The 26,445-nt window shown below is 62.1% G+C and carries 24 protein-coding genes; 8 read left to right on the forward strand and 16 right to left on the reverse strand.

Going from position 1 to position 26,445, the window contains the following annotated elements; translation table 11 throughout:
- Positions 1 to 152 precede the first annotated feature (152 nt).
- Positions 153 to 1,634 (forward strand): hypothetical protein, encoded by a 1,482-nt coding sequence (locus IPM84_09140; GenBank protein MBK9092927.1) that lies wholly within the window; start codon positions 153 to 155, stop codon positions 1,632 to 1,634.
- A 156-nt stretch (positions 1,635 to 1,790) separates the two neighbouring features.
- Here the strand turns inward: IPM84_09140 and IPM84_09145 are convergent, their stop codons facing one another.
- The 12 genes from IPM84_09145 to IPM84_09200 form a co-directional block, all read right to left on the reverse strand.
- Positions 1,791 to 2,516: an amino acid ABC transporter ATP-binding protein gene (locus tag IPM84_09145; GenBank protein MBK9092928.1), complete on the reverse strand. Its 726-nt coding sequence runs from the start codon at positions 2,514 to 2,516 to the stop codon at positions 1,791 to 1,793.
- Between the two features lie 41 nt (positions 2,517 to 2,557).
- Positions 2,558 to 3,400 (reverse strand): amino acid ABC transporter permease, encoded by an 843-nt coding sequence (locus IPM84_09150; GenBank protein ID MBK9092929.1) that lies wholly within the window; start codon positions 3,398 to 3,400, stop codon positions 2,558 to 2,560.
- Between the two features lie 84 nt (positions 3,401 to 3,484).
- On the reverse strand, positions 3,485 to 4,009 hold the full coding sequence (tpx, locus tag IPM84_09155) for a thiol peroxidase (GenBank protein ID MBK9092930.1): 525 nt from the start codon (positions 4,007 to 4,009) through the stop codon (positions 3,485 to 3,487).
- A gap of 30 nt (positions 4,010 to 4,039) precedes the next feature.
- On the reverse strand, positions 4,040 to 4,969 hold the full coding sequence (locus IPM84_09160; protein MBK9092931.1) for an ABC transporter permease: 930 nt from the start codon (positions 4,967 to 4,969) through the stop codon (positions 4,040 to 4,042).
- Between the two features lie 11 nt (positions 4,970 to 4,980).
- On the reverse strand, positions 4,981 to 6,057 hold the full coding sequence (locus tag IPM84_09165; protein MBK9092932.1) for an ABC transporter permease: 1,077 nt from the start codon (positions 6,055 to 6,057) through the stop codon (positions 4,981 to 4,983).
- Positions 6,058 to 6,330: 273 nt separating this feature from the next.
- Positions 6,331 to 7,104 (reverse strand): basic amino acid ABC transporter substrate-binding protein, encoded by a 774-nt coding sequence (locus IPM84_09170; protein MBK9092933.1) that lies wholly within the window; start codon positions 7,102 to 7,104, stop codon positions 6,331 to 6,333.
- Positions 7,105 to 7,271: 167 nt separating this feature from the next.
- A complete protein-coding gene (locus tag IPM84_09175; protein ID MBK9092934.1) occupies positions 7,272 to 8,966 on the reverse strand; it encodes a peptide ABC transporter substrate-binding protein in 1,695 nt (564 codons plus the stop codon).
- A gap of 92 nt (positions 8,967 to 9,058) precedes the next feature.
- Positions 9,059 to 9,775 carry an ABC transporter ATP-binding protein gene (locus IPM84_09180; protein MBK9092935.1) on the reverse strand — a complete coding sequence of 239 codons (717 nt, stop codon included), beginning with the start codon at positions 9,773 to 9,775 and terminating at the stop codon, positions 9,059 to 9,061.
- The gene (locus IPM84_09185; protein ID MBK9092936.1) at positions 9,772 to 10,599 is read right to left on the reverse strand and encodes an ABC transporter ATP-binding protein; all 828 of its coding nucleotides are present in this window, start codon (positions 10,597 to 10,599) and stop codon (positions 9,772 to 9,774) included. The genes IPM84_09180 and IPM84_09185 overlap by 4 nt, the downstream gene beginning before the upstream one ends.
- A 12-nt stretch (positions 10,600 to 10,611) precedes the next feature.
- On the reverse strand, positions 10,612 to 12,018 hold the full coding sequence (locus IPM84_09190; protein ID MBK9092937.1) for a branched-chain amino acid ABC transporter permease: 1,407 nt from the start codon (positions 12,016 to 12,018) through the stop codon (positions 10,612 to 10,614).
- 17 nt (positions 12,019 to 12,035) lie between these two features.
- Positions 12,036 to 13,037: a branched-chain amino acid ABC transporter permease gene (locus IPM84_09195; GenBank protein MBK9092938.1), complete on the reverse strand. Its 1,002-nt coding sequence runs from the start codon at positions 13,035 to 13,037 to the stop codon at positions 12,036 to 12,038.
- Positions 13,038 to 13,373: 336 nt separating this feature from the next.
- Positions 13,374 to 15,773: a branched-chain amino acid ABC transporter substrate-binding protein gene (locus IPM84_09200; GenBank protein ID MBK9092939.1), complete on the reverse strand. Its 2,400-nt coding sequence runs from the start codon at positions 15,771 to 15,773 to the stop codon at positions 13,374 to 13,376.
- A 681-nt stretch (positions 15,774 to 16,454) separates the two neighbouring features.
- Between IPM84_09200 and IPM84_09205 the strand changes: the two genes are divergently transcribed.
- The gene (locus IPM84_09205; protein MBK9092940.1) at positions 16,455 to 17,306 is read left to right on the forward strand and encodes a DMT family transporter; all 852 of its coding nucleotides are present in this window, start codon (positions 16,455 to 16,457) and stop codon (positions 17,304 to 17,306) included.
- A gap of 13 nt (positions 17,307 to 17,319) precedes the next feature.
- The gene (locus tag IPM84_09210) at positions 17,320 to 17,619 is read left to right on the forward strand and encodes a hypothetical protein (GenBank protein ID MBK9092941.1); all 300 of its coding nucleotides are present in this window, start codon (positions 17,320 to 17,322) and stop codon (positions 17,617 to 17,619) included.
- A 26-nt stretch (positions 17,620 to 17,645) separates the two neighbouring features.
- Here IPM84_09210 and xseB read toward each other — a convergent pair whose 3' ends face one another.
- From xseB to IPM84_09225, 3 genes are read right to left on the reverse strand one after another with little or no spacing between them, the layout of a single operon-like run.
- Positions 17,646 to 17,879, reverse strand: a complete 234-nt coding sequence (gene xseB / locus IPM84_09215) for an exodeoxyribonuclease VII small subunit (GenBank protein ID MBK9092942.1) — start codon at positions 17,877 to 17,879, stop codon at positions 17,646 to 17,648.
- Positions 17,869 to 19,086, reverse strand: coding sequence for an exodeoxyribonuclease VII large subunit (gene xseA, locus IPM84_09220; protein MBK9092943.1), 1,218 nt, complete (start codon positions 19,084 to 19,086; stop codon positions 17,869 to 17,871). Before xseA ends, xseB begins: the two co-directional genes overlap by 11 nt.
- A 17-nt stretch (positions 19,087 to 19,103) precedes the next feature.
- Positions 19,104 to 20,417 carry a nodulation protein NfeD gene (locus IPM84_09225; protein MBK9092944.1) on the reverse strand — a complete coding sequence of 438 codons (1,314 nt, stop codon included), beginning with the start codon at positions 20,415 to 20,417 and terminating at the stop codon, positions 19,104 to 19,106.
- A gap of 225 nt (positions 20,418 to 20,642) precedes the next feature.
- Here IPM84_09225 and IPM84_09230 point away from each other — a divergent pair, with 225 nt between their 5' ends.
- From IPM84_09230 to IPM84_09240, 3 genes are read left to right on the forward strand one after another with little or no spacing between them, the layout of a single operon-like run.
- Complete coding sequence (locus IPM84_09230) at positions 20,643 to 21,128, forward strand: nucleotidyltransferase domain-containing protein (GenBank protein ID MBK9092945.1); 486 nt, start codon at positions 20,643 to 20,645, stop codon at positions 21,126 to 21,128.
- Positions 21,129 to 21,185: 57 nt separating this feature from the next.
- Positions 21,186 to 21,392 carry a DUF951 domain-containing protein gene (locus tag IPM84_09235; protein ID MBK9092946.1) on the forward strand — a complete coding sequence of 69 codons (207 nt, stop codon included), beginning with the start codon at positions 21,186 to 21,188 and terminating at the stop codon, positions 21,390 to 21,392.
- Positions 21,393 to 21,438: 46 nt separating this feature from the next.
- A complete protein-coding gene (locus tag IPM84_09240) occupies positions 21,439 to 22,623 on the forward strand; it encodes an aminopeptidase P family protein (GenBank protein ID MBK9092947.1) in 1,185 nt (394 codons plus the stop codon).
- A gap of 154 nt (positions 22,624 to 22,777) precedes the next feature.
- Here the strand turns inward: IPM84_09240 and IPM84_09245 are convergent, their stop codons facing one another.
- Positions 22,778 to 23,932, reverse strand: a complete 1,155-nt coding sequence (locus IPM84_09245; protein ID MBK9092948.1) for a hypothetical protein — start codon at positions 23,930 to 23,932, stop codon at positions 22,778 to 22,780.
- Positions 23,933 to 24,182: 250 nt separating this feature from the next.
- Between IPM84_09245 and rocD the strand changes: the two genes are divergently transcribed.
- Together rocD and IPM84_09255 are read left to right on the forward strand one after the other, a co-directional pair.
- Positions 24,183 to 25,418: an ornithine--oxo-acid transaminase gene (rocD, locus tag IPM84_09250; GenBank protein ID MBK9092949.1), complete on the forward strand. Its 1,236-nt coding sequence runs from the start codon at positions 24,183 to 24,185 to the stop codon at positions 25,416 to 25,418.
- A gap of 39 nt (positions 25,419 to 25,457) precedes the next feature.
- Positions 25,458 to 26,432, forward strand: a complete 975-nt coding sequence (locus IPM84_09255) for a UV DNA damage repair endonuclease UvsE (GenBank protein ID MBK9092950.1) — start codon at positions 25,458 to 25,460, stop codon at positions 26,430 to 26,432.
- Positions 26,433 to 26,445: the final 13 nt, after the last annotated feature.

Here is a 26,445-nt window from a genome sequence, read left to right on the forward strand (position 1 = left end):
GGGATGCGGCGCATGGTGGCCGCATCCCGGGGAGATCGGGACATCGTTCAAGATCGGCGCCGCTGACACAGGTAACTATCATACTCGTGCCAGCGGCGTCATCATCGAGATGCACTTTTTATCACATCTATCACATCAGGAGGTCGTTCGCAATGTCCACCAAGTTGTTCCGTTCCCTCACCCTCGCCCTGGCTCTTGTGCTCATTCTATCCCTCACCGCCTTCTCGACCCTGGCCGCTGCCCTACCTCCGGGCGATGAGGCGGAGATCACCGCGGAAGTGAACGGCTGGAGTGCGCCGGCCCCTCGCTCCCTGCCGGTCCCGGATCAAGCCGCTCATGCCCGCGCCCTGCAACTGCTTGGCTCGACCGGCATCCTGCTGGCGCCTGATTCGACCAACAAGCGCGTCATGGCCTTCGACCCGCTGAATGGCGACCTGGTGGATGCTGACTTCATTCCCGCGGACACGGCCCATCTCAGCACGCCCAAGCATGCCATGCTCAGCGCGGACGGTCAGAGCATCCTGGTGGCCGATCAACTCACCGATGGCGTTTATCAGTACGACTTCGACGGCAACTACATCGGCCTGTTTGCGCCGGCCGGGGGCGTCAACACCGCCATCCTGGACAATATCCGCGGCATGGCCCTGCGCCCCAACGGTAATCTGCTGGTCACCGTGGGCAGCAGCGGCAACGCCAACGCCATCGCCGAATTCGATACCTCCGGCAACTACCTGGGCAACTTCATCGCGGCCGGCTCTGGCGGTCTCAGCAGCCCCTTTGCCATCCTGCACCGGACCAGCGACGTCCTGGTTGATGCCAGCACGAGCGACAACGTGCATCGTTATGACACCAGCGGCGCATACCTGGACAATCTGATCACGGCCATCGCCTTCGCGCAGCAAATGGTCGAAGCGGCCAACAGCAACATCCTGATCGCCAACTTCAGCACACCCAACTCAGGCGTGCAGGAATACACGGCCGCCGGCGCTGCTGTCGCCACCTACACCATCGTGACAGGCAACCGCGGCGCCTATGAGCTGGGCAATGGCAACATCCTGACCTCCAATGCCAGCGGGGTCCATGAGATCAGCCGCGCCAATGTCCTGGTTGCCACGGAGATCAGCGGCGTGAGCAGCCAGTACATCGAGTACGTGGTTTCGCCCTCCGCCAGCATCAGCCTGGACAAAACCGTTGGTCTCGATCCCAACGCGTGCGCGCTCACCAACGAGGTTACTGTCGCCGCGGGCACTACCGTCGTCTACTGCTACACCGTCACCAACACCGGTTCGGAGACGTTGGGTACGCATACGCTGGTGGACGATCACCTGGGCACGCTGCTGAACAACTTCGCCTACAGCCTGACGCCCGGCGCCAGCGCGTTCATTACCGAGTCGGCGACCATCAACGCAACTACGGTGAACAGCGCCACCTGGACGGCCAGCAATGCGGGCGTCGGAGGCGTGGAGGCCAGCGATACCGCGACGGTCACGGTACAGGGGCCCACCGCCCTGACCCTGGTCAATGCACAGGCTGCCCCTCTGCCCGCGCCGTGGAGCGCCTTCCTGGCATTGGCCCTGGCCACCTTGCTCGCCGCCGCCCTGACCTGGCGCCTGCGGGCTGCGACGCAGCGGTAACATCGGAACCGATACCGCCAATCAACAAGAAGAGGGCTGGCAACGGATTGCCAGCCCTCTTCTTGTTGAGAAGGGCGCCGCCACCCCCTCGCAGGGCTGCGGCAAGATGACGACCTCAGAGGCACACGACGTCGTGACTTGCGCAAGGGGGGGGCGTTAGTGGAGAATTTTGCTCAGGAACTGCTTGGTGCGCTCGTGCTGTGGGTTGCTGTAGAGTAATTCGGGCGTGGTGTCTTCCAGCAGTTGACCGGCGTCCATGAAGAGAATGCGCGTGGCGGCGGCGCGGGCAAAGCCCATCTCATGCGATACCACGAGCATGGTCATGCCATCACGGGCCAGGTCCTGCATCACGTCCAGGACTTCGGTGATCATCTCCGGGTCGAGCGCGGAGGTTGGCTCGTCGAACAGCATGATCTTGGGGTTCATGGCGAGGGCACGGGCAATGGCGACGCGCTGCTGCTGTCCGCCGGAAAGTTGGCTGGGGTAGCTGTCGGCCTTCTCAGGAATGCCTACTTTGTCCAGCAGATCACGCGCGACCTTTTCTGCCTCGGTCTGAGAGCGTTGGCGCACCACACGCTGCGCCAGGCTGATGTTTTCCAGCGCAGTCATGTGCGGGAACAGGTTGAACTGCTGAAACACCATGCCGACTTCCGCACGGACGGTGTTGATGTTGACCTTCGGATCGGTCACCAGCATCTTGTCAATGTAGATCTCGCCGGAGGTTAGCGTCTCCAGATGGTTGATGCTGCGCAGCAGGGTGGATTTGCCCGACCCGCTTGGCCCGATGATGATGACAACCTCGCGCGGCCGCACCGTCAGGCTGACGTCGTTCAGGGCGTGTACCCGGCCAAAGTATTTTTGTGCATGACGCACTTCGATGATCGTGTCGTTCATGATGGTTCAACTCCTCAGCGCAAATGCCATTAGCGGTGCCCAACAGTCAAGCGTTGCTCGAGCCAGCGCGCCAGACGCGTAAAGATCAAGGTCATCAACAGATAGATCAGCGCAATCATGGTGAAGGTCTCGAAGCTCAGGAAGGAGCGCGAGACATACTCGCGCCCGCGGCGGGTCAGGTCCGAGACGGCCAACACCGACACCAGCGACGAGTCCTTGAGCAGCGTCACAAATTCGTTGCCCACCGGCGGCAGGATGACACGGATGGCCTGCGGCAAGATAATGTAGCGCATGGCCTGGGCGTAGCTCATACCTAACGAGCGTGCGGCTTCCATCTGCCCCTTGGAAATGGACTCGATGCCGGCGCGGAAGATCTCGGTCATGTAGGCGCCATAGCAGACGGTGAAGCCAATCACGGCCGCGACGAAGGGGTCTATGCGCAAGGTGCTGATGAAATTGCCGGCGGCCGGAATGATCGGCTGCAACGCTTTACCCAGCACCTGCAGCACTTGCGGCAGGGCAAACCAGATGTAGAGCAACCACACCAGGAGAGGGATGCCGCGCACCACTTCGACATACAACGAGGAGACGCCGCGCACGATGCGATTGCCGGAGATGCGCCCCAGGCCGCCCAACATGCCGACGACGAGAATTGTGAAGAAGGATGTAATCGAGATGCGCAGCGTGACGGCGATGCCGTCTTGAATGAAACTCCAGATTTCGGCGTAGGGCTTGGCCACGAAGACGATCATGAAGACGATCAGGGCCAGTACCGCCAGCACCAGCAGCCACCAGCGGTCAATGCCCGCCAGGCGACCCCGTGTATCAACGGCACGCGGGCCAGGTCCCAACGAGGGAGCGGTTGCACTCATAGATACCTCCTCAAATAATCAGCAGCGGCGCTCCCGCGGGCGGGCACAAGACCACACCCCCAAGGCCACGCCCCTACGGCGTTCCTACATCAACTCGCGCACAGCCGCCAGCGCCGCCTCGTAAGCGGGATGCTGGGAGATCTCCGGCACGTATTCGACATAACGCACAACATCCTCCTCATCTACCACGAAGATGGCGCGCTGCTCGATGCGTAGCTCTTTGATGTGCGTACCATAGGCGTCGCCAAAGGCCATGTCATAGTGATCGGAGAACATCAGCACCCGATCCACGCCTTTGGCGGCGCACCATTCCACCTGTGCAAATGACAAATCAACGCTGACCGTGACCACCACGACCTTGTCACCGAAGGTGGATGCTTCCTGGTTGAAGCGCCGCGTCTGCGCATCGCAGATGCCGGTGTTCAGGGAGGGCACGACGTTGATCAGGCGGATTTTGCCTGCGGTGGAGGCCAACAGCGGCTTGCGTCCGTCGAAGCCCTTGTCGTTGAGAGTCACCTCGGTGGCCATGTCGCCGGGCAGCAGGGCCACACCGAAGACGGTCAGCGGTTTGCCTTTGAAGGTGACATCACCAAAACGTTCTTGCAGCATGGAAGTTCGTAACTCCTTGTTTATGATTGTCTACGCCTTGTGCAGGCGCGGGTCAAGTGCGTCGCGTAAGCCATCACCGAGCAGGTTGAAGCCGAGCACGGTCAGCATGATCGCCAGGCCAGGGAAGAAGACCAGGTGCGGCGAGGTAAAGACCTGGTTGCGTTCGGCGCCTAACATCGAACCCCACTCCGCCATCGGCGGCTGCGCGCCCAAGCCGAGAAACGAGAGCGCTGCGGCATCGAGGATGGCCGTGGCAATGCCCAGGGTGCCCTGGACGATGAGCGGGGTGAGGACGTGGGGCAGAATGCTGCGAAACAGGATGCGGTTGGGCGTGGCGCCGACGGAACGCGTGGCGTTGACGAAATCAAGCTCCTTGATCGCCAGGACACTGGCCCGGCTGACGCGCGCGTAGGTGGGAATGGAAACGATGCCGATGGCAAGCAGCGCGTTGGTCAGCCCCTCACCCAGCACCGTGACGATGGCAATCGCCAGGAGCAGGGCGGGGAAGGCCAACAGCACGTCCATCAAGCGCATGATGAGGTTGTCGGCCCAGCCGCCGGCATAGCCGGCGATGGCGCCCAGGAGGGTGCCGATGATGATGGCGAAGCCGACAGTGCTCAGACCGATCAGCAACGAGACACGCGCGCCAAAGACCATGCGGCTAAACAGGTCACGCACGTTGCCATCCACGCCCAGGATGTGCTGCGGAGTTTCGGGCGCACATCCCAGGAGGTGAATACACGGGCCCGAGCGCATCTTGATGTTCTCGATGCCAATCAGAACCTGGTCAGGGTCATAGGGCGCAATGAGCGGGGCAAAAATGGCCGTCAGAATCAAGACGCCTAAGATGACCATGCCCAGGATGGCCGACTTGGTGCGTAGGAGGGTATAGAGAGCGTCCTGCCAGGGGCTGCGGGGTGGACGAGCCAGTATTTGTTGGGTGACGGTAGGTATGCTCATGCCATTCTCGTCTAACTGAGGCGGATACGGGGATCCAGGAAGGCGTAGGTCAAATCTACAATCAGGTTGACCACCACAAAGACAACGGCCACCACCAGCGTTACCGATTGCACGATGGTGTAATCACGGGCCTGGATGGCGTCGAAGAGCAGGCGCCCCATACCGGCAAAATTGAAGATCGTCTCCGTCAAGACAGCGCCGCCGAGCAGGCTACCCAACGAGAGTCCGATGACGGTCACAACCGGCAGCAGGGCATTGCGCATGGCGTGACGGTAGACCACGACGACATCGCGCAAGCCCTTGGCCCGTGCCGTGCGGATGTAATCCTGGCCCAGAACCTCCAACAAACTGGAGCGGGTCATGCGCGCAATGATGGACATGGGAATCGTGCATAACGCCGCGGCCGGCAAGATGAGATGTTTGATCGTGTCCCAGAAAAATGCCCAGTTGCCGGTGACGAATGCATTGAAGAGATGCAGATTGGATAAGAACATCAGGATCGAATAGCCTGTGCCTTGCGTAGCCGAGACATTCCAGGCTTCGACCAGGGAAGGGATGGTCAGGCCCGGCGTATTGCGCCCGGATGGGGCCAGCCAGAAGGGAGTATCTTTGAGCAGTAAGGCAAAGACATAGGCCAGCATCAAGCCCAACCAGAAGACCGGCATCGAAACGCCCACGTTGGCCATGAGCATGGTGCCCACATCAATCGGCGAATTGCGCCGGTACGCTGAGAGTACGCCGGCCAGGACACCCAAGATAGAGGAGAGGGTCAACGCGGCCAGGGTCAATTCCAATGTCACCGGCAGACGTTCGATCATCAAATCCAGCACCGGGCGGCCGTAGCGGAAGGAGCGGCCAAAATTGCCATGCGCCATGTCGTTCATGTAGATGCCAAACTGCGAAATGATCGGCCGGTCGAGGCCGAAGCGCTTGATGTAGGCATCGCACAGCTCGTCGGTGGCGCGCTCGCCCAACGCGGCCCGGCAAGGGTCGCCTGGCAAAACACGGGCCAGGGTGAAGGTGACAAAGAGAATACCGACCAGGACCGGAATAGAGGCCACGAGGCGTTGGGTTATGTAACGAAACATGGATCAACCTTGAGACGGAGTCTTGACGGCAACATTTGTCAGGTCACAGAGATCACAGAGCAGCGAGCGATTGAAATCGCGCCTGATGGGCGTACCGCCGGGCGTCCACCTGCGTGGACGCAATGCCGGTCGGCGCAGGCGAGCGATTGAAATCGCGCCTGATGGGCGTACCGCCGGGCGTCCACCTGCGTGGACGCAATGCCGGTCGGCGCAGGCCGACCTTGCGGCGGCACGCCCTTTCGGCCCGAATTCATTCGGCGGCCTGCGCAGATCCTACTTCGCCGGGCTGGCGCCAATCCACTTGGCATAGATTTTGTCATAGGTGCCATCGGCCTTGATCTTCTTCAAGCCCTCGTTGAACTTGGGCAGGAAGCCGGTCGGGTCACCCTTGCGCGCCACTACGCCGTAGTACTCCTCGGTAAACGAGGCGCCCACGGTCTTGAGCTTGCCCTTGAAGTTTTCAGACGCCAGGACATAGTTGGCCGCCACCGGCGTGTCAACCACTACGGCATCCACGTTCTTGTTGAGCAGATCGAGCAGGGCCAGGTCAATCGAGTCGTACTCCTTGAGCGTGGCGCCCGCGATCTTTTGCACGGCAAAGGCGCCGGTCGTGCCAATCTGCGCGCCGACCACCTTGCCGCTCAACGACTTGTCGCCGGTGATGGCGGTTTCCTCGGCGCGCACGACCACGATCTGGCCGGCGTTGACGTATGGATCGCTGAAGTCGTACTTCTCCTTGCGCTCGTCCGTGATGGTGACGGCCGACAGAATGGCGTCATACGCCGCCCCTTCCAGCCCGGCGAAGATGCCGTCCCACGCGGTGTTCTTATACTCCACCTTGAACGCCATCGCCGCGGCAATGGCGTTCATCATGTCCACATCGAAGCCGACGATGGCCTTGCTCTCGTCCACGTACTCCATCGGCGGGAAGGAGGCGTCGCTCGCAATGACAAATGGCCTCGTCTCCGGCGCAGCCGTTGGGGCAGCAGTTCCGGCGCTGCTGCAGGCTGCCAGCATGGTTGCGAGGATGATGACCACAAGCGACAGACTAGCAATTTTGCGCGAATTCATTCTTTATCTCTCTTTCTCTCCACACGGTGGGTTCGCCCTATTTGACCAGGCGCCGCAGGGGGGCGCCTGGTCAACATGACAGACAACATTTCCCATTCGGACCGGGCGCCGCCCTGTTGCGGATCCCGGCGTACTCTTCACGCTTACTTCGGCGCGTTGAGGAAGGCGCCGAACAGCGAATTGAAGTAGGTGAAGGTGCCTGTGCGGCCCTTGTGCAGCGGATTGGCGGCGTCCCACTGCACGGCATAGCTCGCCACCACGTCGTTGGCGTCGAAGGCGCTGCCGTCATGGAACTTGACGCCCTGGCGCAGGTGGAAGGTCCACTCGGTCAGGTCCGCATTGGCTTCGTACTTCTCGGCCAACGACGGCTCCACGGCCGTGCCGCCGACCTTGTACGCCAACAGCGATTCGGTCATCTGCTCGCACACGCGCAGCGACTCGCCATCTTCTTCATCGGCGCAGTAGAGGCTGATCGGTTCTGCGTTCTGCATCCACACCAACTGCTCACGGCTGCCGGCCTTCATGCTGGCGAAGTGCTCATTGCCCAGCGGGCTGGAATGGGCGCCGGTCACGTCTGCGCGGAACGCGGTGCCCGAGCCGCCATGGGCGACCGGGATCATGGGAACGTGCTTCTTGATCAGGCCATTGGCATCGGCGTAGATCTTGTTGCGCTCCGCCTGGTCGGACAGCGATGCCGCACGGCTGAGGGCGTCATGGACATCGGTGAAACCAGTGCCGAACTGCTGGCTGGCGCCCTTGCCAAAGTGATAGTCCAGGAAGTTGGTCTGATCGGGGTAGTCAGCGCCCCAACCCAGCAGATACATCGGCAGGGTTCCGGTCTTGGCCGTGTCGAGGAAAGCGCCGGACTCCATGACGTTGATCTTGACCGTGACGCCGAGATTAGCCTTCAACTGCGCCTGGAGGTCCTGGGCCACGAGCGCCGGCTGCGGCAGATAGCCGCGCACGACATCGCGGAAGGACAGTTCGGTCTCGAAGCCGTTGGGGAAGCCGGCATCGGCCAACATCTTCTTGGCCGCGGCGGCATCGAACTTGTACCACTCCTCGCCATCGCAGCCACCAGGGATGGCGCACGGCGTGAAGTGGCTGGCGACAACCGATCCCACCGGATAGAAGTTGTCCACGATGCGCTGGCGGTCAATGCCCATCGCGATGGCCTGGCGCACCATTTCATTGTCGAACGGCTTGACCAGGTTGCTGAAACCGAGATAGAAGACGTTCAAGGCTTCGCGTGGGTAGAGCTTGAGTGCGCTGTCGCCCTCGATTACCTTGAAATCGTCCGGGCCAGGGTTGTCAATGCCGTCGGTGGTGCCGGACTGCAGCTCCAGCAAACGGGCGGCCGCTTCCTTCTGCCAGCGGAACACCAGCGTCGGTGACTGCGCCTTGTCGCCCCAGTAGTTGGGGTTGGCCTTCATGATGACGCTGTCGCCCTTCTGCCACTTGTCCAGCATATAGGGGCCGGTGCCAACCGGCTTGTCCAGCAGATCGCCGGTGCCGCCGGTCTTCTCCAGGTAATCCGAAGAATGGATGGCAAACGCGCTGAAGGCAACCTTGGAGGGGAACGCCACGTCAGGCGCGCACAGGGTGAACTTGACGGTGTTGGCGTCCAGCGCCTCGATGCTCTTGAACGCGCCGCCATAGGCGCAGTCCGCGGCTGATACCTTCATCAGCTCCACGGGGACAGCGGTCGGTACGGGGGCTTTGGTCGGCTCAGGCGCCTTGGTGGGGGTGGCAGCGCCGCCACAGGCGGCCAACAGGGTCGCCAGCAGCATCACGATAACCAACAGACTAATCGTTCTTACTGTACTCACTGTACGCATACGATCTTCTCCTCTTAGCAGATCAAGATATTCGACACGGGGGCGACAGGGTCAGAGCACGGGCATGCGCCCGCCGCTATCGGGTCAATGGATCATCCGCCCAGGTAAGCCTGGGCAACCTGGGGGTCGTGTAACAGCTTATCGGCGTCCCCTTCCAGCACGATATGGCCCGTTTCCATCACGTACCCGCGATGCGCAATGGAAAGCGCCATGCGTGCGTTCTGTTCCACCAACAAGATGCTGGTACCTAGACCGTTGATTTCCACGATGATGCGGAAAATCTCCTCAACCAGGATGGGAGCCAGCCCCATCGAAGGCTCGTCCAGCAGCAGGATGTGCGGATTGCCCATCAGGCCGCGGCCGATGGCCAACATCTGCTGTTCGCCGCCGGAAAGGGTGCCGCCCTTCTGGTTGATGCGCTCACGCAGCCGCGGGAAGCTGACGAAGACGTGATCCAGCCGGCGCTTGATCTCCTTGAGATCGTTGAGCAGGAAGGCGCCCATCTCCAGGTTTTCCCTGACCGTCAGCTTGGGGAAGATGCCGCGGCCCTCCGGCACATGACTGATACCGGTCGCCACAATTTTGTGCGGCGGCACGGCGGCCAGGGAACTCCCGTTCAGCTTGACATCGCCGTGACGCGGGCGCACCAGGCCGGAGATGGCGCGCAGGGTGGTGGTCTTACCCGCGCCGTTGGCGCCGATCAGGGTGACGATCTCACCCTTGTTGACGGTCATCGAGATGCCTTTGAGGGCATGAATCTGGCCGTAGTAGGTGTGCAGGTCTTGCAACACCAGAATAGGATCGCTCATGCTGCACCTCCGACCGCGGGCGCAGGCGTGCCAGGCCGCACGGCGTTCATCAATTCCTCCTGCGCCTGGCGTCCCAGGTAGGCTTCGATCACCTGGGGGTTCTTGCGCACGGCGCCAGGGTCGCCTTCGGCAATCTTCTGTCCGTAGTGCAGCACGGTGATATATTCGGAAATGCCCATGACGACGCGCATATCATGCTCGATCAAGAGGACGGTGATGCCCAGTTCATCGCGCAGGCGCCGAAAGAGGCCCATGGCCGCCTCTGACTCACTGGGGTTCATGCCGGCCGTTGGTTCGTCCAACAGGATCAGCTTTGGCTCGGCGGCCAGGGCCCGGGCAATCTCGATGCGGCGTTGGGCGCCATAGGGTAGATTCTTGGCCAGTTCATCGCCAACGCCTTTGAGACCTACGAAGCCCAGGAGGTCTCGCGCCTTCTCGGTGGCGGCGGCTTCCTGTTTCTTGAATGAGCCACTGCGCAAAACGGCGCCGAAGGCTGTGCTGCGCAGGCGGGTGTGCATGCCAACCAGCAGATTCTCGATCACCGTCATGTTGTGAAAGAGGCGGATGTTCTGAAACGTGCGGCAGATGCCGATTTCTGTAATCTGATCGGGGCGCTTGCCGCTGAGGGCATGACCGTCGAAGATGAACTGGCCTTCGTCCGGTTTGTAGATACCGGTCATGATGTTGAAAAAGGTTGTTTTGCCGGCTCCGTTGGGGCCGATGATACTGGCAATCGCGCCCTGTTCGATCTTGAAATCCACGCCATCCACGGCCACGAGGCCACCAAAGCGCTTGGTGATGTGTTGAGCTTCCAGTAAGGCCACCTGCATCCTCCTTTACGCGGCTGCGTCTGCCAGTGGGGCCGATTCATCCAGGTCCAACACCGGGCCTGCGTCGCCGTCTCCATGCTCCTTCAGCTCCATGCTGCGGCGCTTCGATGGCAGGATGCCGGCGGGGCGGAAGATCATCATCAAGATGAGGATGATGCCAAAGACCAGCTTCTGGTAGCGTGCCGGATCGAGTTGACTCGGCAACTGCGCCCAGGGCAGGCCAATCAGCGGAATGACGCCGGCGCCCTGGCGCAGACGGCTTAGTTCCAGGGACAGCGTCTGTAGAAAATCAATGTTGAGCAGCACGACCAGGGACGCGCCGAGCACCACGCCCGGAATACTGCCCAGGCCGCCCAGGATGACCATGACCAGGATGGTGATGGATTGCAGCAGGGAGAAGGTTTCCGGGCTGACGAATGTGCGATTGGCCGCGTAGATCACGCCCATGGCGCCGGCAAACGCGGCGCCGGTGGCGAAGGCGGTCAGCTTGGTGCGGGTCAGCGGGATGCCCATGGCGATGGCAGCGATTTCATCCTCACGCACGGCCGTCCACGCGCGGCCAAGTTTAGAATCTTCCAGGCGGCGGGCCACGATGATGACGATGATCAGGACGACCACGGCCAGGAAATAGAAGAACAGGCTGTACATGTCCCCGCGTGTCACCTCGCGCCCCACCAGACCAGACAGGAGGTGGCTGATCGGGCCATTCAAGAAGAATTCGGGCAGCGGTGGGCGTTGCACCGGGGTGATGCCTTGCGGGCCATTGGTCAGATTGATCGGTTTGTCCAGGTTATTGGCCAGGACGCGAATCACTTCACCGAAGCCGAGGGTCACGATGGCAAGGTAATCGCCGCGCAGGCGCAGCACCGGCAGACCGAGCATGATGCCGGCTATGGCGGCCAGGCCAATGCCGCCGAAGACAAAGAGCCAGAACAGATTACCGTTCAGCGGGAAACCGGTCTGGGTGGCGGCCGTGCCGGCCACCTCGTGGAGGTGCCAGAGCTGCTGCGAGCCGAAAATGGCCCAGGAATAGGCGCCGACCGCATAGAACGCGACATACCCCAGGTCGAGCAGGCCGGCAAAGCCCACCACGATGTTGAGGCCCAGGGCCAGGGCGGCAAACACGCAGACCTGAAAGCCAATTTCAAGCAGGAAGGGGTTACCCGATCCCACCAGGGGTACGAGCAGAAAGAGCAGAACGCCCGCCAATGTGAGCTTGGTGCGCTGACCGTTGGGCAGGGAGAAGATGAAGATCACAGACGCCATGAAGAGCAGGCGCCAGAGGAGCGCACGCGGGTTTTGCAGGAGGAAGAATGTGACCACGGCAATGTAGACGACCGTCAGGATCAACGCCACGGGACCGCGTCTCAGAAAGGCGAAGGGCGACGGTGACGTTTGCTGTGCGTTTGTCATACGTATTTCCTCCTTGCTCAGGCCTTCTGCGCCACTTGCTCACCCAGGAGGCCGGAGGGCCGGAAGATGAGAATGATAATGAGAATGCCGAAGGCGACAATGTCTTTATACTCAGCGCCAAACGCGCCCTTGGTGAAGATAGAAAGGTACGAAGCGCTGACCGATTCGAGCATGCCGAGCACGATACCGCCGAGCATGGCGCCGGTGATGTTGCCGATGCCGCCGAGCACTGCGGCCGTGAAGGCCTTGAGACCGGGGAAGAAGCCGACGAAAGGATCAATACGCGTAAACTTGAGAGCAAAGAGCACGCCCGCGGCTCCGCCCAACGCACCGCCGATGAGAAAGGTCAAGGCGATGATGGCGTTGACGTTGATGCCCATCAGGCTGGCCGTGCGCTGATCTTGCGCCACCGCGCGGATGGCCTTGCCCACCTTGGTCGCGTTGACCAGGTAATTGAGGCCAATCAGCATCAGCAGCGCCACAACGATCACAATGACCGATTTGATCTGCACGTCCATGATGATGGCGCGCTCACCCAGGGGCACCGAAAACAGCTTGATACGCGTGTCGAAATTGCCAAAGGTGGGAAACGAGCGATAGAACTGACCACTGGTGATGCTTTGGATGAAGCGCATGGCGTCCTGCAGGAAGAAACTGACACCGATGGCCGAAATGAGCGGCACCAGGCGCGGGGCGTTGCGCAGCGGTCGGTAGGCCACACGCTCGATACTCACCGCCAGCAGCCCGGCTATCACCATGCCCAGCACGATGGCCACAATGACAAAGGCGTAGCTGGTCAGCACGGGAGCACCCTGTAAGGCGCCACGGCCCTTGAGAAACAATAAAAATTCCACCCCTGCAAAGGCGCCGAACATAAAAATTTCGCCGTGTGCAAAGTTGATGAATTCGAGAACACCGTACACCATCGTGTAACCCAGGGCAATGGTGGCGTACACAAAGCCGAGCACGACGCCATCCAGGATGACTTGGGGAAGAATCAAGAGAGTGAGCTGCAGGATGTCCTGGTCAGGGCGCGTTCCCCTGAGGAGAAACGCGACCGACACGACAAACAGAGAGACGACAAGGCTAGTGCCGAGCACGAAGACCAGCATTTGGCCGAGGGGGCGCAGGATTTCGCGCAACGTCGTGTTTTGGAGCAATCGTTGCATGGGCGCATCCTTTTCTGAAAGAGTGTTTAGCCTCTCGCCAGCATGCTGGCGAGAGGCCCTAGACGAGCGTTTGCGCAACGCCATCCGAGCGTAACGGTCGGCTCACGATGGTCATAGGGCGGAAGCCGGGTGGCCGGTTGCGTACAAACTTGCAACTCGGCCTCCCGGCCCCGCAGGCTGTCAGACTTACTTGGCGGGCGGTGCGATGTCCAGCGTCTGTGCGACGGTGTTATCGCCCCACTTGGCCGCATCGGACGACTTGACCTGGATGACGAAGTACTTGGCCGAAGCCAGATCGCCCAGGTTATTGAAGCTCAGGTCGCCGGTGATGCCCTTGAAACCGGCGGTCGCACGCACGGCCGCGGTCACATTGGCGCGGGTGGGCTTGGCCTTAGCCGCAGTCGCGGCGGTTTCGATACTCTTGAGGCAGATGCCCATCGAGTCGTAGGCCTGGGCGCTGAAGGGTTCGGGGTTGGCGCTAAACTTGGCCTTGTAGTCGGCAATGAACTTGGCCGTGGCCGGGTAGACATTGGCCGGGCCGGCAACGGTGCTGTAGTACATGCCCACCACCGACTCGCCGCCCAGGTTGACCAGTTCGGAACTGTCCATGCCGTCAGGTCCCATGAACACCGACTTGACGCCCTTGTCCCGTGACTGCTTGAAGAAGATACCGGCTTGCGGATAGAGACCGCCAAAGTAGACCAGGTCGGGTGCATTGGCCACGATCGGGGTAATCAGGCTGTCGAAGTTCGCCTGCTCTTCCGTGCCCTCGAAGCCCAGCACCTTGATGCCGTCCTTCTCCGCGGCCTGGCGGAAGAACTCCGCCACGCCCTGGCCGTAGGCCGTCTTGTCATGTATGATGTAGGCGGTCTTGATCTTCAGGGTGTTGAGTGCGAACTGCTCGCCCACCACGCCCTGCACGTCGTCACGACCGACGATGCGGTTCACTTCGACGTAACCACGGTCCGTCACCTTCGGGTTCGTGTTGGCCGGACTCACCATCGCTAACTGTGCGGTGTGATACTCCTCGGAACTTGGAATGGCAACGCCTGAGTTCAGGTGACCCACCACGCACAGGATGTCAGGGTCGGCCACGATGTTCTTGGCATTGGCAACGCCCGTGTCTGGCGTCGCCTGGTCGTCGAAGGGCACCAACTGCACCTCGAAGCCCATCCCCTTCAGGGATCCGCCTAACTGCTCCAGCGCCAACTGCGCGCCGTTCTTGATCGCCACACCCAGCACTGACTGCGGCCCGCTCAACGGACTCTGCGTCGCAACCTTGACCATGCCGCTCAGCTTAGGCGCCGCGGGTGCAGCACCCGGCGGTGCGATGTCCAGCGTCTGTGCGACGGCGTTATCGCCCCACTTGGCCGCATCGGACGACTTGACCTGGATGACGAAGTACTTGGCCGAAGCCAGGTCGCCCAGGCTGTTGAAGCTCAGGTCACCGGTGATGCCCTTGAAACCGGCCGTGGCGCGCACGGCGGCGGTCACACTGGCGCGGGTTGGTTTGCCCGTGGCCGCGGCTGTCTCAATGCCCTTGAGGCAGATGCCCATCGAGTCGTAGGCCTGGGCGCTGAAGGGTTCGGGGTTGGCGCTAAACTTGGCCTTGTAGTCGGCAATGAACTTGGCCGTAGCCGGATAGACATTGGCCGGGCCGGCAACGGTGCTGTAGTACATGCCCACCACCGACTCGCCGCCCAGGTTGACCAGTTCGGAACTGTCCATGCCGTCAGGTCCCATGAACACCGACTTGACGCCCTTGTCCCGTGACTGCTTGAAGAAGATACCGGCTTGCGGATAGAGACCCCCAAAGTAGACCAGGTCGGGTGCATTGGCCACGATCGGGGTAATCAGGCTGTCGAAGTTCGCCTGCTCTTCCGTGCCCTCGAAGCCCAGCACCTTGATGCCGTCCTTCTCCGCGGCCTGGCGGAAGAACTCCGCCACGCCCTGGCCGTAGGCCGTCTTGTCATGTATGATGTAGGCGGTCTTGATCTTCAGGGTGTTGAGTGCGAACTGCTCGCCCACCACGCCCTGCACGTCGTCACGACCGACGATGCGGTTCACTTCGACGTAACCACGATCGGTTACCTTCGGGTTCGTGTTGGCCGGACTCACCATGGCCAACTGTGCCGTGTGATACTCTTCCGAACTCGGAATCGCAACGCCTGAGTTCAGGTGTCCCACCACGCACAGGATGTCCGGGTCGGCCACGATGTTCTTGGCATTGGCTACGCCCGTGTCCGGCGTCGCCTGGTCGTCGAACGGCACCAACTGCACCTCGAAGCCCATCCCCTTCAGGGATCCGCCTAACTGCTCCAACGCCAACTGCGCGCCGTTCTTGATCGCCACACCCAGCACTGACTGCGGTCCGCTCAACGGACTCTGCGTCGCAATCTTGATCATGCCGCCGGCAGGTTTGGGGGCGTCGGTGGCTTTGGGGGCTTCAGTGGCTTTGGGGGCGTCGGTGGCTTTGGGGGCCGCGGTGGCCGGCGCCGCGGTTGGCGTTGCAGCGCTGCCGCAGGCTGCCAACAGCACAGAGGCTATCAACAGCACGGCTAGTAGACTATACACTCGCTTGGACATACGTTCTCCTCCTGACTACAACTGACTCAACTGGCATATTTAGTGGGCACCTGCCCAGATAATGGCGATATTATCGTAGAAAACGGGCAACGTATCAGGAATCACTTAGACGATGGGTAGGCCGAGGCATAACGGCCAATGACAGGGGAGTTGATCCAAGTCGTTAGCGCCATCTCCACGCGCCGATGCGCAAAATCCTATGGCTAACGACAGAAAAAACAAAAGCGATGCTGCCTTGCGCGGGAATGAAGATTGGGCACGATTATAGGAGAGGGTGTCAATTTTGTCAAACACCTGTTGGAAGGGAAAAATCCCAAGAGCGCCTTGCGCGGCGCCGCAAGCGGGCACGAATTGCGCCTGTTTCGTTAGGCGGAAAAGTAGGGGCATGGCCTTGCGCCTGCCCGCGTGGGCGACGGCTTGAAAATTCGCCGCGGCAATGGTATAATGCCGACCATATCATCAATCCAGGAGGATTAGCGAAGAATGACTCGAAAATCAAACAACACCCCCAAACGTGATTGGCGCCAGGTCGTGCTGATCATTCTCAGCCTGTTTCTCATTTTGACCATGGCGCTTGGTTATGTGTTGCCGTATCTACTGCCGCAATAGCGCGGCGTCAGCACGGGGTGCATGTGGCAACTGCCCCTGGCCCAATGCTTCAGGCGACGCCGGTGTGGCCGCGTGACCGAACAACGTCAGGGCCTGTTCCTGGTCGCGCTGGCCGTTTTTTTCTTCTCCACCAGCCCCGTCCTGGTACGCTGGGCGGCTCCGCTCAGCGCGTATGAGATTGCCACGGGGCGCCTGTTGGTGGCCAGCCTGGCCGTGTTGACGTTGGCGCGGCTGCAGCAGCAGCCCCTGCGCGTGGCACGCGGTGATTGGGGACGCTTCGCTGTTTTCGGGTTGATCACCGCGCTTCATTTCCTGTTCTACATCGCCTCGCTCACCTACACCACCATTGCCCATTCGCTGGCCATCGTCTACACCGCGCCCATCTTCGTCAGCCTGGCCTCGGCCTGGTTCTTGAACGAACCGATGCCGCGGCGCAAATGGGGCGGGGTGGCGCTGGCGGTGGTTGGCGTTGCCATCTTAGCCAGCTTCGAGCCGACCTGGAACACACGGATGGCCTTTGGCGATCTGCTGGCGCTTGGCTCGGCCATCACCTTCGGGCTTTACTCGGTGGCCGGACGTTCACAACGCGCCGCGTATCCCCTGTTGACCTACGCCGGCCTGGTCTACGGCCTGGCTGCCGTCTGGGCCTTGCCGGCCGCGGTACTCAGTTTCAACCCGGCCGCGTACGGCTGGCAGCAAGTCCTGGCGGTCATCGGTTTGGGCATCCTGCCGCTGGGAATCGGGCACACGCTCTACAACGCGGCCCTGCGCCGCATGCACGCCACCTACGCCAACCTGGTCGCCACGCAAGAAATTACCGGTGGTGTCCTGCTGGGCGTTTTGCTCCTGGGCGAAATTCCCAGCCCTGCCAGCCTCATCGGTGCGCTGGTGACGCTGGCGGGCATCGCCTTTGTCATTCTGTAACGCTGGAGTGAACATGCCGACACGCATTGACTGTCGTTATTACTATGAGGATTATCACCGGGGTCGTGACGTGCAGGAGTGCCGATTGCCGCAGAGTCGGGAGTCAGCGGCCTGGAATCCGAACGTGTGTAACTCCTGCCCGGTGCCGGGGATTTTGCGCGCCACGAACACCCGTCATCTGGCGTTGGAGGGTACCATCAAATCCCGCTTTTTGCTGGGAAACCGCATGACCGTCTTCGCCATTTGCACCCGCCACAAGCAGCAGCTCAGCGATCCCCGCGTATGCCCAGCCTGCGCCAGCGAAAGCGCTTAGTGGCCGTTCATGGGAGCCGGTCTGCGCTACGCGTCGCGCTCGTTCCAGCCGCTAAAGTCCACGGCGCGCAGCGCGTCAGTGCCAGGTGTGGCCACAACCTGGCGCACCCGTAGGTCGGCCTTGTCCAGCCATTCGTTGCACACCGCGGCCAATGACACGCCCTCTTCGTACAGCGCCAGCGACTCCTCCAGCGCCAAGTCACCCTGTTCCAGCTTACGCACGACTTCATCCAGGCGTTGGAACGCTTCTTCAAATGTCATCTGTTGTTACCTCCGCTTCGAATGTGCCGCCGGTCACCTGTATGCGCAGGCGTTCACCGGGCGTGACCTGTCTCACCTGACGCACCACGGCTCCGCTGATCTTTTGCTGCACGATGGCATAGCCGCGCGCCAGCACTTGTCGTGGATTGAGCGCCTCGACGCGGGCCTGCTGCGCGCTGACCCGCGCGTGGGCCAACGTCATGCGCCCCTTGATACGCGCCTGGCCGCGCCACAGGAGTTCGTCAATGCGCTGCCGCCGATAGGCAATGAGCTGCTGCGGCGACACCCGCGCCAACAACCGCCGGTGCGCCTGCACCTCGTGCCGCATCGCCACCAGACGCGCCTGCAGGTGCGTCGTCAGCAGGCCGGAGAGGCCGGCCACCTGCTGGCGCAGGTCGCGTTGATCGGGCACAACCAGCGCGGCCGCGGCCGTGGGCGTCAGCGCACGCACATCGGCCACAAAATCGGCAATGGTATAATCAACCTCGTGCCCCACCCCGCTGACAACCGGCACCGCACTGGCGTCAATGGCGCGGGCGACGCGCTCCTCGTTGAACGCCCACAGCTCTTCCAGCGAGCCTCCGCCCCGCGCCACGATGATGACGTCAATCGGCTCCACCGTGGCCGACCAGCGATTCAGCCGCTGGAGCGCTGCCTCAATCTGCGCCGGCGCTTCGCTGCCCTGCACCAGGGTAGAGGCTAGTAGCACATCCACCAACGCATAGCGCGCCTTGAGGGTGCGCAGGATATCGCGTAGGGCCGCCGCATCAGCCGAGGTGACGATGCCCACGCGCCGCGGCCAGGCCGGCAGCGGCCGCTTGCGCGCCGGGTCGAACAGCCCTTCGGCCAGCAGCCGCGCCTTGAGCGCCTCGAAGGCCTGGTTCAACTGCCCCAGGCCCGTGGGCTGCAGCAGGTCCACCACCAACTGCAAACGACCCTGCGCCGGGTAAACATCCACCTTGCCATGCGCCTGCACCAAATCGCCGTGGGCGGGCACACGACGCAGATGCGCAGCCTGGCCGCGCCACATGACACACTCCAGCGTCGCCGCGCCGTCTTTCAACCGAAAGTAGCAGTGGCCTGAGCCGGCGGCCTGCGTGAACTGCGACACCTCCCCCTGCACCCACACATCCTGCAGCGCGTCATTGGCCTGCACGGTGTTTTTGATGTCGCTGATCAGTTGGCTGATGCTGATGACGGTCGGCATGAGTACGGTTTGCCTCCTCAGGCGCTGCGACGTACCAGCAGGCGCATGCCCTGACGGCCAATGACTTCAACCTGGGCGCCGGCGGCCGCGGCGCCTTCCGCAATCTCCGCCTGCCACAGCTCGCCGTTGAAAAATACCTGGCCGCGCGGCTCCAGTGCGCTGCGCACCTCGGCCCGGCTGCCGATGAGCGCCTCCGCACCGGTGGCCGGGCGCCGGCGCCGGGCGCTGAGGACCTTGGCCACGGCAAAGGCAAAAAAGGCCGCGGTACACAGCGCCAGCGTAATGATCGTCGGCCAGGGTACGGCCGTGTAAGGTGTATTGAACAAGATACCTGCTCCTACGACAAATGAAGTCACGCCCCCCAGGGTCAGTGCGCCGTGGGTGGGTGCTTTGATGTCCAGAATGAAGAGGGCGAAGGCCAGGATGATGAACCCCAGGCCGACCCAGTTCGCCTCCAGCGCGCCCAGGCCATAGAAGGCCAGCAGCAGCGCAATGACGCCAACGACACCAGCCGCATACCCGCCGGGGCTGGAGAGTTCATATAACAAGGCGTTGAGTCCCAAGGTCAACAGAATGGCTGCAATGGTCGGGTTCGCCACGGCGTTCAGCAGGTCTTCGAGCAGCCCGAATGGCACCTTGTTGATTTGCACCGCTTCCGTCTGGAAGGTCTGCTCGCGGCCGTTGACCGTCACCGTGAAACCATTCATCTGCGCCAGCAGGTCATCCAGGTCACGGGCGATGAAATCAATCACGCCCAAATCTTTGGCCTCATCGGCCGTGGCCGCGCGGGCCTCTTCCACGGCCTGGCGCGCAAATTCAACCGCCTTCTCCCCGCGCCGCTTGGACAGGTTTTCCGCATCGGCTGACAGGATGTTGACCAGCTTGCTCTTGATGGTGTCTGGCAATTCGGCGCCGCCTTCGCCCACGGGGCTGGCCGCGCCGATGCTACTGCCCGGCGCCATGGCCGCCACATGCGCCGCCAGCGTGATCAGCGTGCCAGCGGAGCCGGCATGAGCGCCGCTCGGAGAAACGTAAACCACAACCGGCACATCAGACTTCAACAATAACTGCACGATGTCCTGCATCAGGTCCACACTGCCGCCCGGCGTATCGAGTTGCAGGATCACCGCCTGGCTGCCGTTAGCCTGCGCCTGCGCAATGCTGCGCTCCAGATAGCTGACCAGGACCGGCGTCACCGGGCCGCGGAAGGTCAGCACTTCCACGGTCGGCGTCTGGGCGTAGGCTGAGCGCCCTCCGCTGAAGATGGTCAGCGTGACCAGGAAGCCATAGAAAGCCAGGAGTAAACGCTGGCGCCACGACGATTGTCGCATAGGTCTCTCCACAGGGGATAATCACATCAGCGGCGCAAGATCATCTGGCCGCTATGCCTGAATTATACCGCACACGCCGCGCAAAGTACAGAGGGAGGGCAGAAGTGCAAAGTGCAAAGTGCAAAGTGGCTGGTCTTACGAACGAGTGGCTGCATGAGTCCCCAACTCGTGACTTTGGGCACATGGGATGATCGGTGTATAATCTGCAGCGTGAGGAGGAATCGTATGACCCAAAACGCGTTGACTCAAGGAGATCGCTTGCCGTTGGCGGAAGTCGTCGCGGCTTTACAGGCTGGGCTGGGCGAGCGCCTGGTCAGTATCGTACTATTTGGATCGCGCGCGCGCGGCGATGCCCATGCGGATAGCGATTGGGATTTGTTGGTCATCGCGCGCGATTTGCCGCAAAAAACGTTGGCACGTCATCTGTGGTTGAAAAATATGCTGCCGGTATCCTGGCGAGGCGCGGTGGCAGTGATTGCTAAGACCCCGGAAGAGTTCACTGCACGGCTGTCGAGCCTGTATCTCGATATTGCACTTGATGGACTCATTCTTTATGATGCAGCTGGGTATGCCGCGCAACGCGTGTCCCAGGTACGTCGGCTGATTGAAAAGCAGGGTTTGTATCGCGAATCGCACCACAACGACATGCAATGGCACTGGCGACATTTCCCCGGACGAACGTGGTCGTTGGAATGGGAGGTATCTCCATGACAAGCCATCTCGATGCCCAGTATCGGCTAAGAGTGGACTTGGGGGTTCTGAAGGAATATGCCGCTCGAACTCTCTCTGGGTGATATCGTCCGCTTGCGCAAGCCGCATCCGTGCGGTGGTTATGATTGGGAGGTGGTGCGCCTGGGCGCGGACATTGGCATCCGCTGCCTCACCTGCCAGCACAAAGTTCTCCTCGAACGGCGCGACCTGGAACGGCGCCTCAAGACCTTCGTCAAACGGGCCGTCGTTCCCAAGCAAGAATAATATCTCGCTCGGACACGAACCATAGTATGGATAGTAGGATGAACCGATGACAAACCTTGTGGAAATTCAGCAAGCACTACAGCAAGCCGGCCTCGATGGCTGGCTCCTCTTTGATTTTCGCGGCATGAACCCCATTGCCCGCCAGGTGGCCGCACTGCCAGAGGAAGGAGTCTTCAGCCGGCGCTGGGTCTACTGGATTCCAGCCCGCGGCAAAGCCACCTGGCTCGTTCATCGCATCGAAGCCGGCCCTTTTACCGGCTCCGGCGCCCGTGTCTACACCTACGTGACCTGGCAAGAACTGACCCGCGGGATCCAGGACTTGCTCGGCCATGCCCAACGCATCGCCATGGAATTCTCGCCTGGCGGCGCCATCCCCTACGTGGCACGCGTGGACGCCGGCACCATTGATCTGATTCGCAGCCTGGGCGTGGAAGTGGTCTCTTCGGCCGACCTGGTGCAGTGGGTGCAGGCGCGCTGGACGCCCGCGCAGTTGGCGCAGCACCGTGTGGCCGCCCGCCTGCTCGATCAGATCAAGGACGAATGTTTTGCCTGGATGACCGCGGAACTGCGCGCGGGGCGTTCTCCCGGCGAAGTCGAGGGCCAACAGTTTGTCATGCGCCGTTTCGCCGAGGAGGGCTTGATCACCGACCACCCGCCCATTGTGGGCATCAACGCGCACAGCGGCGATCCACATTACGCGCCGACTACGCAGCGCCAGTTCTTTCTCAAGCCCGGCGATTTTGTCTTACTCGATCTGTGGGCCAAGCTCGATCAGCCCGGCGCGGTGTTTGCCGACATCACCTGGGTGGCCTTTGCCGGCGCTGAGGCGCCCGCCGCGCAGCGCCAGGTTTTCGACATCGTCGCGGGGGCGCGCGATGCCGCGGTGCAGTTCATTCAGCAGCGTTTGGCCGCGGGGCAGGGCGTGCAGGGGTTTGAGGTGGACGATGCCGCGCGCGCTGTCATTCAGCAGGCCGGCTATGGCGGGGCTTTCTTCCATCGCACCGGCCACAGCATTGACACCAACGGGCACGGCAACGGCGTCAACATGGACAACCTGGAGACGCACGATGAGCGCAAGCTGATCCCCGGCGTCGGCTTTTCCATCGAGCCGGGCATCTACCTGGCCGATTTCGGCGTGCGCAGTGAAATCAACATGATCGTAGGCGACGGTTTCGCCGAGGTGACCACCCAGCCTGTGCAGAAGGCCATCGTTTCCCTTCTCGCCGAATGAATTCGGGGCGAAAGGGCGTTCCGCCGCAAGGTCGGCCTGCGCCGACCGGCATTGCGCCCACGCAGGTGGACGCCCGGCGGAACGCCCACCAGGCGCGATTTCAATCGCTCTGCTGCGCCGACCGGCATTGCGTGGTCGCAGGTTGCCTGCATAGTTACCTGACGACCACGATGCCGGGCATGCGGTATTCGTCGTAGTTGCCATCGGGAAAGACGAGGCGCAGGCGCAGGTCGTAGCGGCCGGCCGCGTAGCGCCCCGTGTCCCACAAGGCCAGGGTGTTGCGTTCGATCGGTTGACTGCTGGAGGTCAGCCACAACCATTCTTCGCTGCCGGCGCGCGCCACGTGCAGATCGAAGCGCTCGAAGCCCGGCCCGCTCGCCCAACCCCAGATGCGCACCTGGCCGCTGACCGTCTGCTCGCTGCGCGGCCCGTAGATGCCCGGCCCGGCCAGCACCGGCGTCGCAGTCGGCGTTGGCACAGGCAGTGGCGCCTCGTTGATCGTCTCGAAGTCACTGACCAGCATCTCACGCACCTCGCCGCTGCGCAGATGGACGCGCAGCCGCAGCGCGTAGATACCATCAGGCCAGCGCCGTGTGTTCCAGACGCCAAGCACACCGCTTGACACCGTGCCCGACAGCGCGCGCAGGAGATCGAACCCTTCGCCATTGTCCAGCCCCAGGTACAGTTGATAGCTCAGTTGCCCGGTGACATTGGCCGTCCCCCGGATCGTCACCATCCCGCGCAGGGCCACGCCGGGCAGCGGTTCGGTGATGGTCAGGACCGTCGTGGCGGCCAGCGGGGTGGCGGTGGTCGTCGGCGTTGCTGTGGCCGTGGGCACAGCGGTTGGTTCTGGCGTAGTTCCCGGCGGCAATGCCGTGGCGGTGAGGGCAGCGGCCGTGGCGGTGGCGTGGATCGTGGCCTGGTTGACCAGGTAGCTGCTGCTGGTGTAATAGTCGCGGTAATCCCCGCTCTGCGTCACCAAGCGCAATTGCAGGCTGTAGCGTCCATCCGGGTAGGGCGGTGTGAACCAGGTGAACAGCGGCCCATCCACCACCACGCGCTCGACCGTTGTCAGCCAGATGCGCTGCAGCAGCGGACCGTCAGGGATCAGATAAAGCTCGTAACGCTGAAAATTGTCAATGGTGGCCGTGCCACGAATCGTCACGGCGCCCATGACCGCCGCACCCGTGGCCGGCGACGTGATGCCTGGCTCGGCCGCGGCCGGGCGCGCCAGAATCAACAGGGGCAAGGTCAGACAGCAAAGGAGGATGGCACGCGGCCATCTCGTGTCGAAAGTTCGTTTCATCACGGCCATTGGTTTTTCAACGTCGTATTATTTTACCACAGCGCCGGTCGGCCCGGCAATCATCGTTGAACGGTTGACTGGTCGGCGCGACCTGACGCTCGTCAGTGTCAGGCCGCGGCCAATCGGTTAGACTGCAACCAACCGCTGTGTTACAATCGAGTTCTAACGGCCCGGCGCTGCGGCGTCAGGGTGAGTTGCAGAAAGAATCGTAGAAATCACAGCCGATTTCAGCCTATCTCAAGGAAGAGAAAAAATGATGCTCACACAAGATTACATTCACCTCGATGAAACCTACGGCGCCCACAACTACAAGCCCCTCGATGTGGTCATCGCCCAGGGCCAGGGCGTTTGGGTCACCGATGTCGAAGGCCGGCGCTACCTGGACTGCCTCAGCGCCTATTCGGCGGTCAACCAGGGGCACTGCCACCCGCGCATCGTGCAGGCCCTCATCGCCCAGGCGCAGACACTGACGTTGACCTCGCGCGCGTTCCGCAACGACCAGATGGGCCTGTTCCTGCAAGACCTGTGTACCCTGACCGGCTATGAGATGGCGCTGCTGATGAACACCGGCGCCGAAGCGGTCGAGACCGCGGTCAAGATGGCGCGCAAATGGGGCTATCAGCGCCGTGACGTGCCGGAAGACCAGGCTGAAATCATCGTCTGCGCCGACAACTTTCACGGCCGCACCATCAGCATTATCAGCTTTTCCACCGAGCCGCAGTACCGGGCCGGCTTTGGCCCCTTCACGCCCGGCTTCAAGGTGACGCCCTTTGGCGATTTACGCAGCCTGGAAGCTGCGTTCAGCGCCAACACCGTCGCCTTCCTGGTCGAGCCGATTCAGGGCGAGAGCGGCGTTCATATTCCACCGGCCGGCTATCTCAAATGGGCCAAAGCCCTGTGCGAGGAGCATGAGGTCCTGTTCATCGCCGATGAGATTCAGTCTGGCCTGGGGCGCAGTGGCAAGCTCTTTGCCTGTGACTATGAAAACGTCAAGCCTGACGTGATGATTATCGGCAAGGCGCTGTCCGGCGGCTGTTATCCGGTATCGGCCGTGCTGGCCTCAGCCGACATCCTGAGTGTCTTTCGCCCTGGCGAACATGGCAGCACCTATGGCGGCAACCCGTTGGCCTGCGCGGTGGCCCGCGAGGCCATGAAGGTGCTGGTGGAAGAAGATTTGATCGAAAACTCGGCCCGGCTGGGCGCCTATTTCCAGGAGAAGTTGCGCGCCATCGCCAGTCCCTTCGTGCAGGAAGTGCGTGGCAGGGGGCTGTTCATCGGCGTCGAGCTGAAGCCAGAGGCCGGCGGCGCGCGCCGCTTCTGCGAAGCCCTCATGCGCGAGGGCCTGTTGTGCAAAGAGACGCACGAGCATGTCATCCGCTTTGCACCGCCCCTGGTCATCACCCAGGCGGAGATTGACTGGGCGCTGGCGCGCATCGGCTTGGTGCTCATGGGGCAGTTTGCCGGCGCACCCGCGCTGGCGCTGGCCTGAATCCGCCGCTGCATCTTTCTGAATCTGTGAGAAGGCCCAATGCATCTTGGCTTCCCGGTTGCCGTGCAGGGGCGCCCCGGTTTACGTGCCTATGACAGCCGTTCTCCCCAGGCGCCAGACGGATCAGGCCCGCACCTCAGTGTGAGCCTGACCTATCTGCGCGACATTCTGCGCTATCTGGCGCAGACGCACATCCGCTTCTATCGCCTCTCCAGCCGCCTGGCGCCGCACCTGGCCTTTCCCCGGCATCCTGAACTGACGGCGCAGGTTGATCAGTGCCAGGCTGAGCTGGCCCACACGGCCGACCTGTTGCGCCGTGACCGCGTGCGTTTCACCATCCACGCTGAGGCCAGCGTCATCCTCGACAGCGCGGATGCCACGCTGACGGACACCAGCCTGGCCCACCTGCGCGGCCTGGCCGGCCTGCTCGATCGCCTGGGCGCGGGGCCGGAGGGCGTGGTGGTTGTCCACACCGGCGGCGTCTACGGCGACAAGGCCGCGGCGCAGGCGCAGTTTTGCCGCAACTTCACGCGCCTGCCGCCGGCGGTGCAGGCGCGGATGGCGCTGGAGAATGATGATGACCGCTTTGGCCTCAGCGACGTGCTCTGGATACACCGCCAGACGGGCGTGCGCCTGGTCTTCGACCGCCTGCATCACCTGGTCTTCAACCCGGATGGCCTGGACGAATTCGAGGCCCTGGCCCTGGCGCTCAGCACCTGGCCGCGCGGGGTGCGGCCCAAGGTTCACTTCGCCTCCCCGCGCACCGCGTTCAACGTGCTGACCGCTCCTGAGCCGGGCGGGCCGCGCCGTCTGCTGGCCGCGCCGCGCTGGACGCAACATGCCGATTATGTCAATCCATTCGAGTTTGTGGACTGGCTGCGACGGGCCAGGGCGTTCGGGCTGCCCGATTTCGATATCATGCTGGAAGCCCGCGGCCGTGACCTGGCGCTGCTGCGCCTGCGTGCCGATCTGGAGCAGTTTGCCCCAGACGTACGAGGCTGGATCGAAAGCTAGAGGACCGATCACC

Origin of the sequence: Candidatus Amarolinea dominans, assembly GCA_016719785.1 — a bacterium.
GTDB lineage: Bacteria > Chloroflexota > Anaerolineae > SSC4 > Amarolineaceae > Amarolinea > Amarolinea dominans.

Bases quoted from the DNA above. Each gene is read 5' to 3' on its own strand.
- IPM84_09150 (MBK9092929.1), bottom strand. From the start codon at position 3,400: ATGAGTGCAACCGCTCCCTCGTTGGGACCTGGCCCGCGTGCCGTTGAT.
- IPM84_09255 (MBK9092950.1), top strand. From the start codon at position 25,458: ATGCATCTTGGCTTCCCGGTTGCCGTGCAGGGGCGCCCCGGTTTACGT.
- IPM84_09160 (MBK9092931.1), bottom strand. From the start codon at position 4,969: ATGAGCATACCTACCGTCACCCAACAAATACTGGCTCGTCCACCCCGC.
- IPM84_09235 (MBK9092946.1), top strand. From the start codon at position 21,186: ATGCCGCTCGAACTCTCTCTGGGTGATATCGTCCGCTTGCGCAAGCCG.
- IPM84_09175 (MBK9092934.1), bottom strand. From the start codon at position 8,966: ATGCGTACAGTGAGTACAGTAAGAACGATTAGTCTGTTGGTTATCGTG.
- IPM84_09240 (MBK9092947.1), top strand. From the start codon at position 21,439: ATGACAAACCTTGTGGAAATTCAGCAAGCACTACAGCAAGCCGGCCTC.
- IPM84_09225 (MBK9092944.1), bottom strand. From the start codon at position 20,417: ATGCGACAATCGTCGTGGCGCCAGCGTTTACTCCTGGCTTTCTATGGC.
- IPM84_09230 (MBK9092945.1), top strand. From the start codon at position 20,643: ATGACCCAAAACGCGTTGACTCAAGGAGATCGCTTGCCGTTGGCGGAA.
- xseA (MBK9092943.1), bottom strand. From the start codon at position 19,086: ATGCCGACCGTCATCAGCATCAGCCAACTGATCAGCGACATCAAAAAC.
- rocD (MBK9092949.1), top strand. From the start codon at position 24,183: ATGATGCTCACACAAGATTACATTCACCTCGATGAAACCTACGGCGCC.
- IPM84_09190 (MBK9092937.1), bottom strand. From the start codon at position 12,018: ATGACAAACGCACAGCAAACGTCACCGTCGCCCTTCGCCTTTCTGAGA.
- tpx (MBK9092930.1), bottom strand. From the start codon at position 4,009: ATGCTGCAAGAACGTTTTGGTGATGTCACCTTCAAAGGCAAACCGCTG.
- IPM84_09165 (MBK9092932.1), bottom strand. From the start codon at position 6,057: ATGTTTCGTTACATAACCCAACGCCTCGTGGCCTCTATTCCGGTCCTG.
- IPM84_09200 (MBK9092939.1), bottom strand. From the start codon at position 15,773: ATGTCCAAGCGAGTGTATAGTCTACTAGCCGTGCTGTTGATAGCCTCT.
- IPM84_09210 (MBK9092941.1), top strand. From the start codon at position 17,320: ATGCCGACACGCATTGACTGTCGTTATTACTATGAGGATTATCACCGG.
- xseB (MBK9092942.1), bottom strand. From the start codon at position 17,879: ATGACATTTGAAGAAGCGTTCCAACGCCTGGATGAAGTCGTGCGTAAG.
- IPM84_09180 (MBK9092935.1), bottom strand. From the start codon at position 9,775: ATGAGCGATCCTATTCTGGTGTTGCAAGACCTGCACACCTACTACGGC.
- IPM84_09140 (MBK9092927.1), top strand. From the start codon at position 153: ATGTCCACCAAGTTGTTCCGTTCCCTCACCCTCGCCCTGGCTCTTGTG.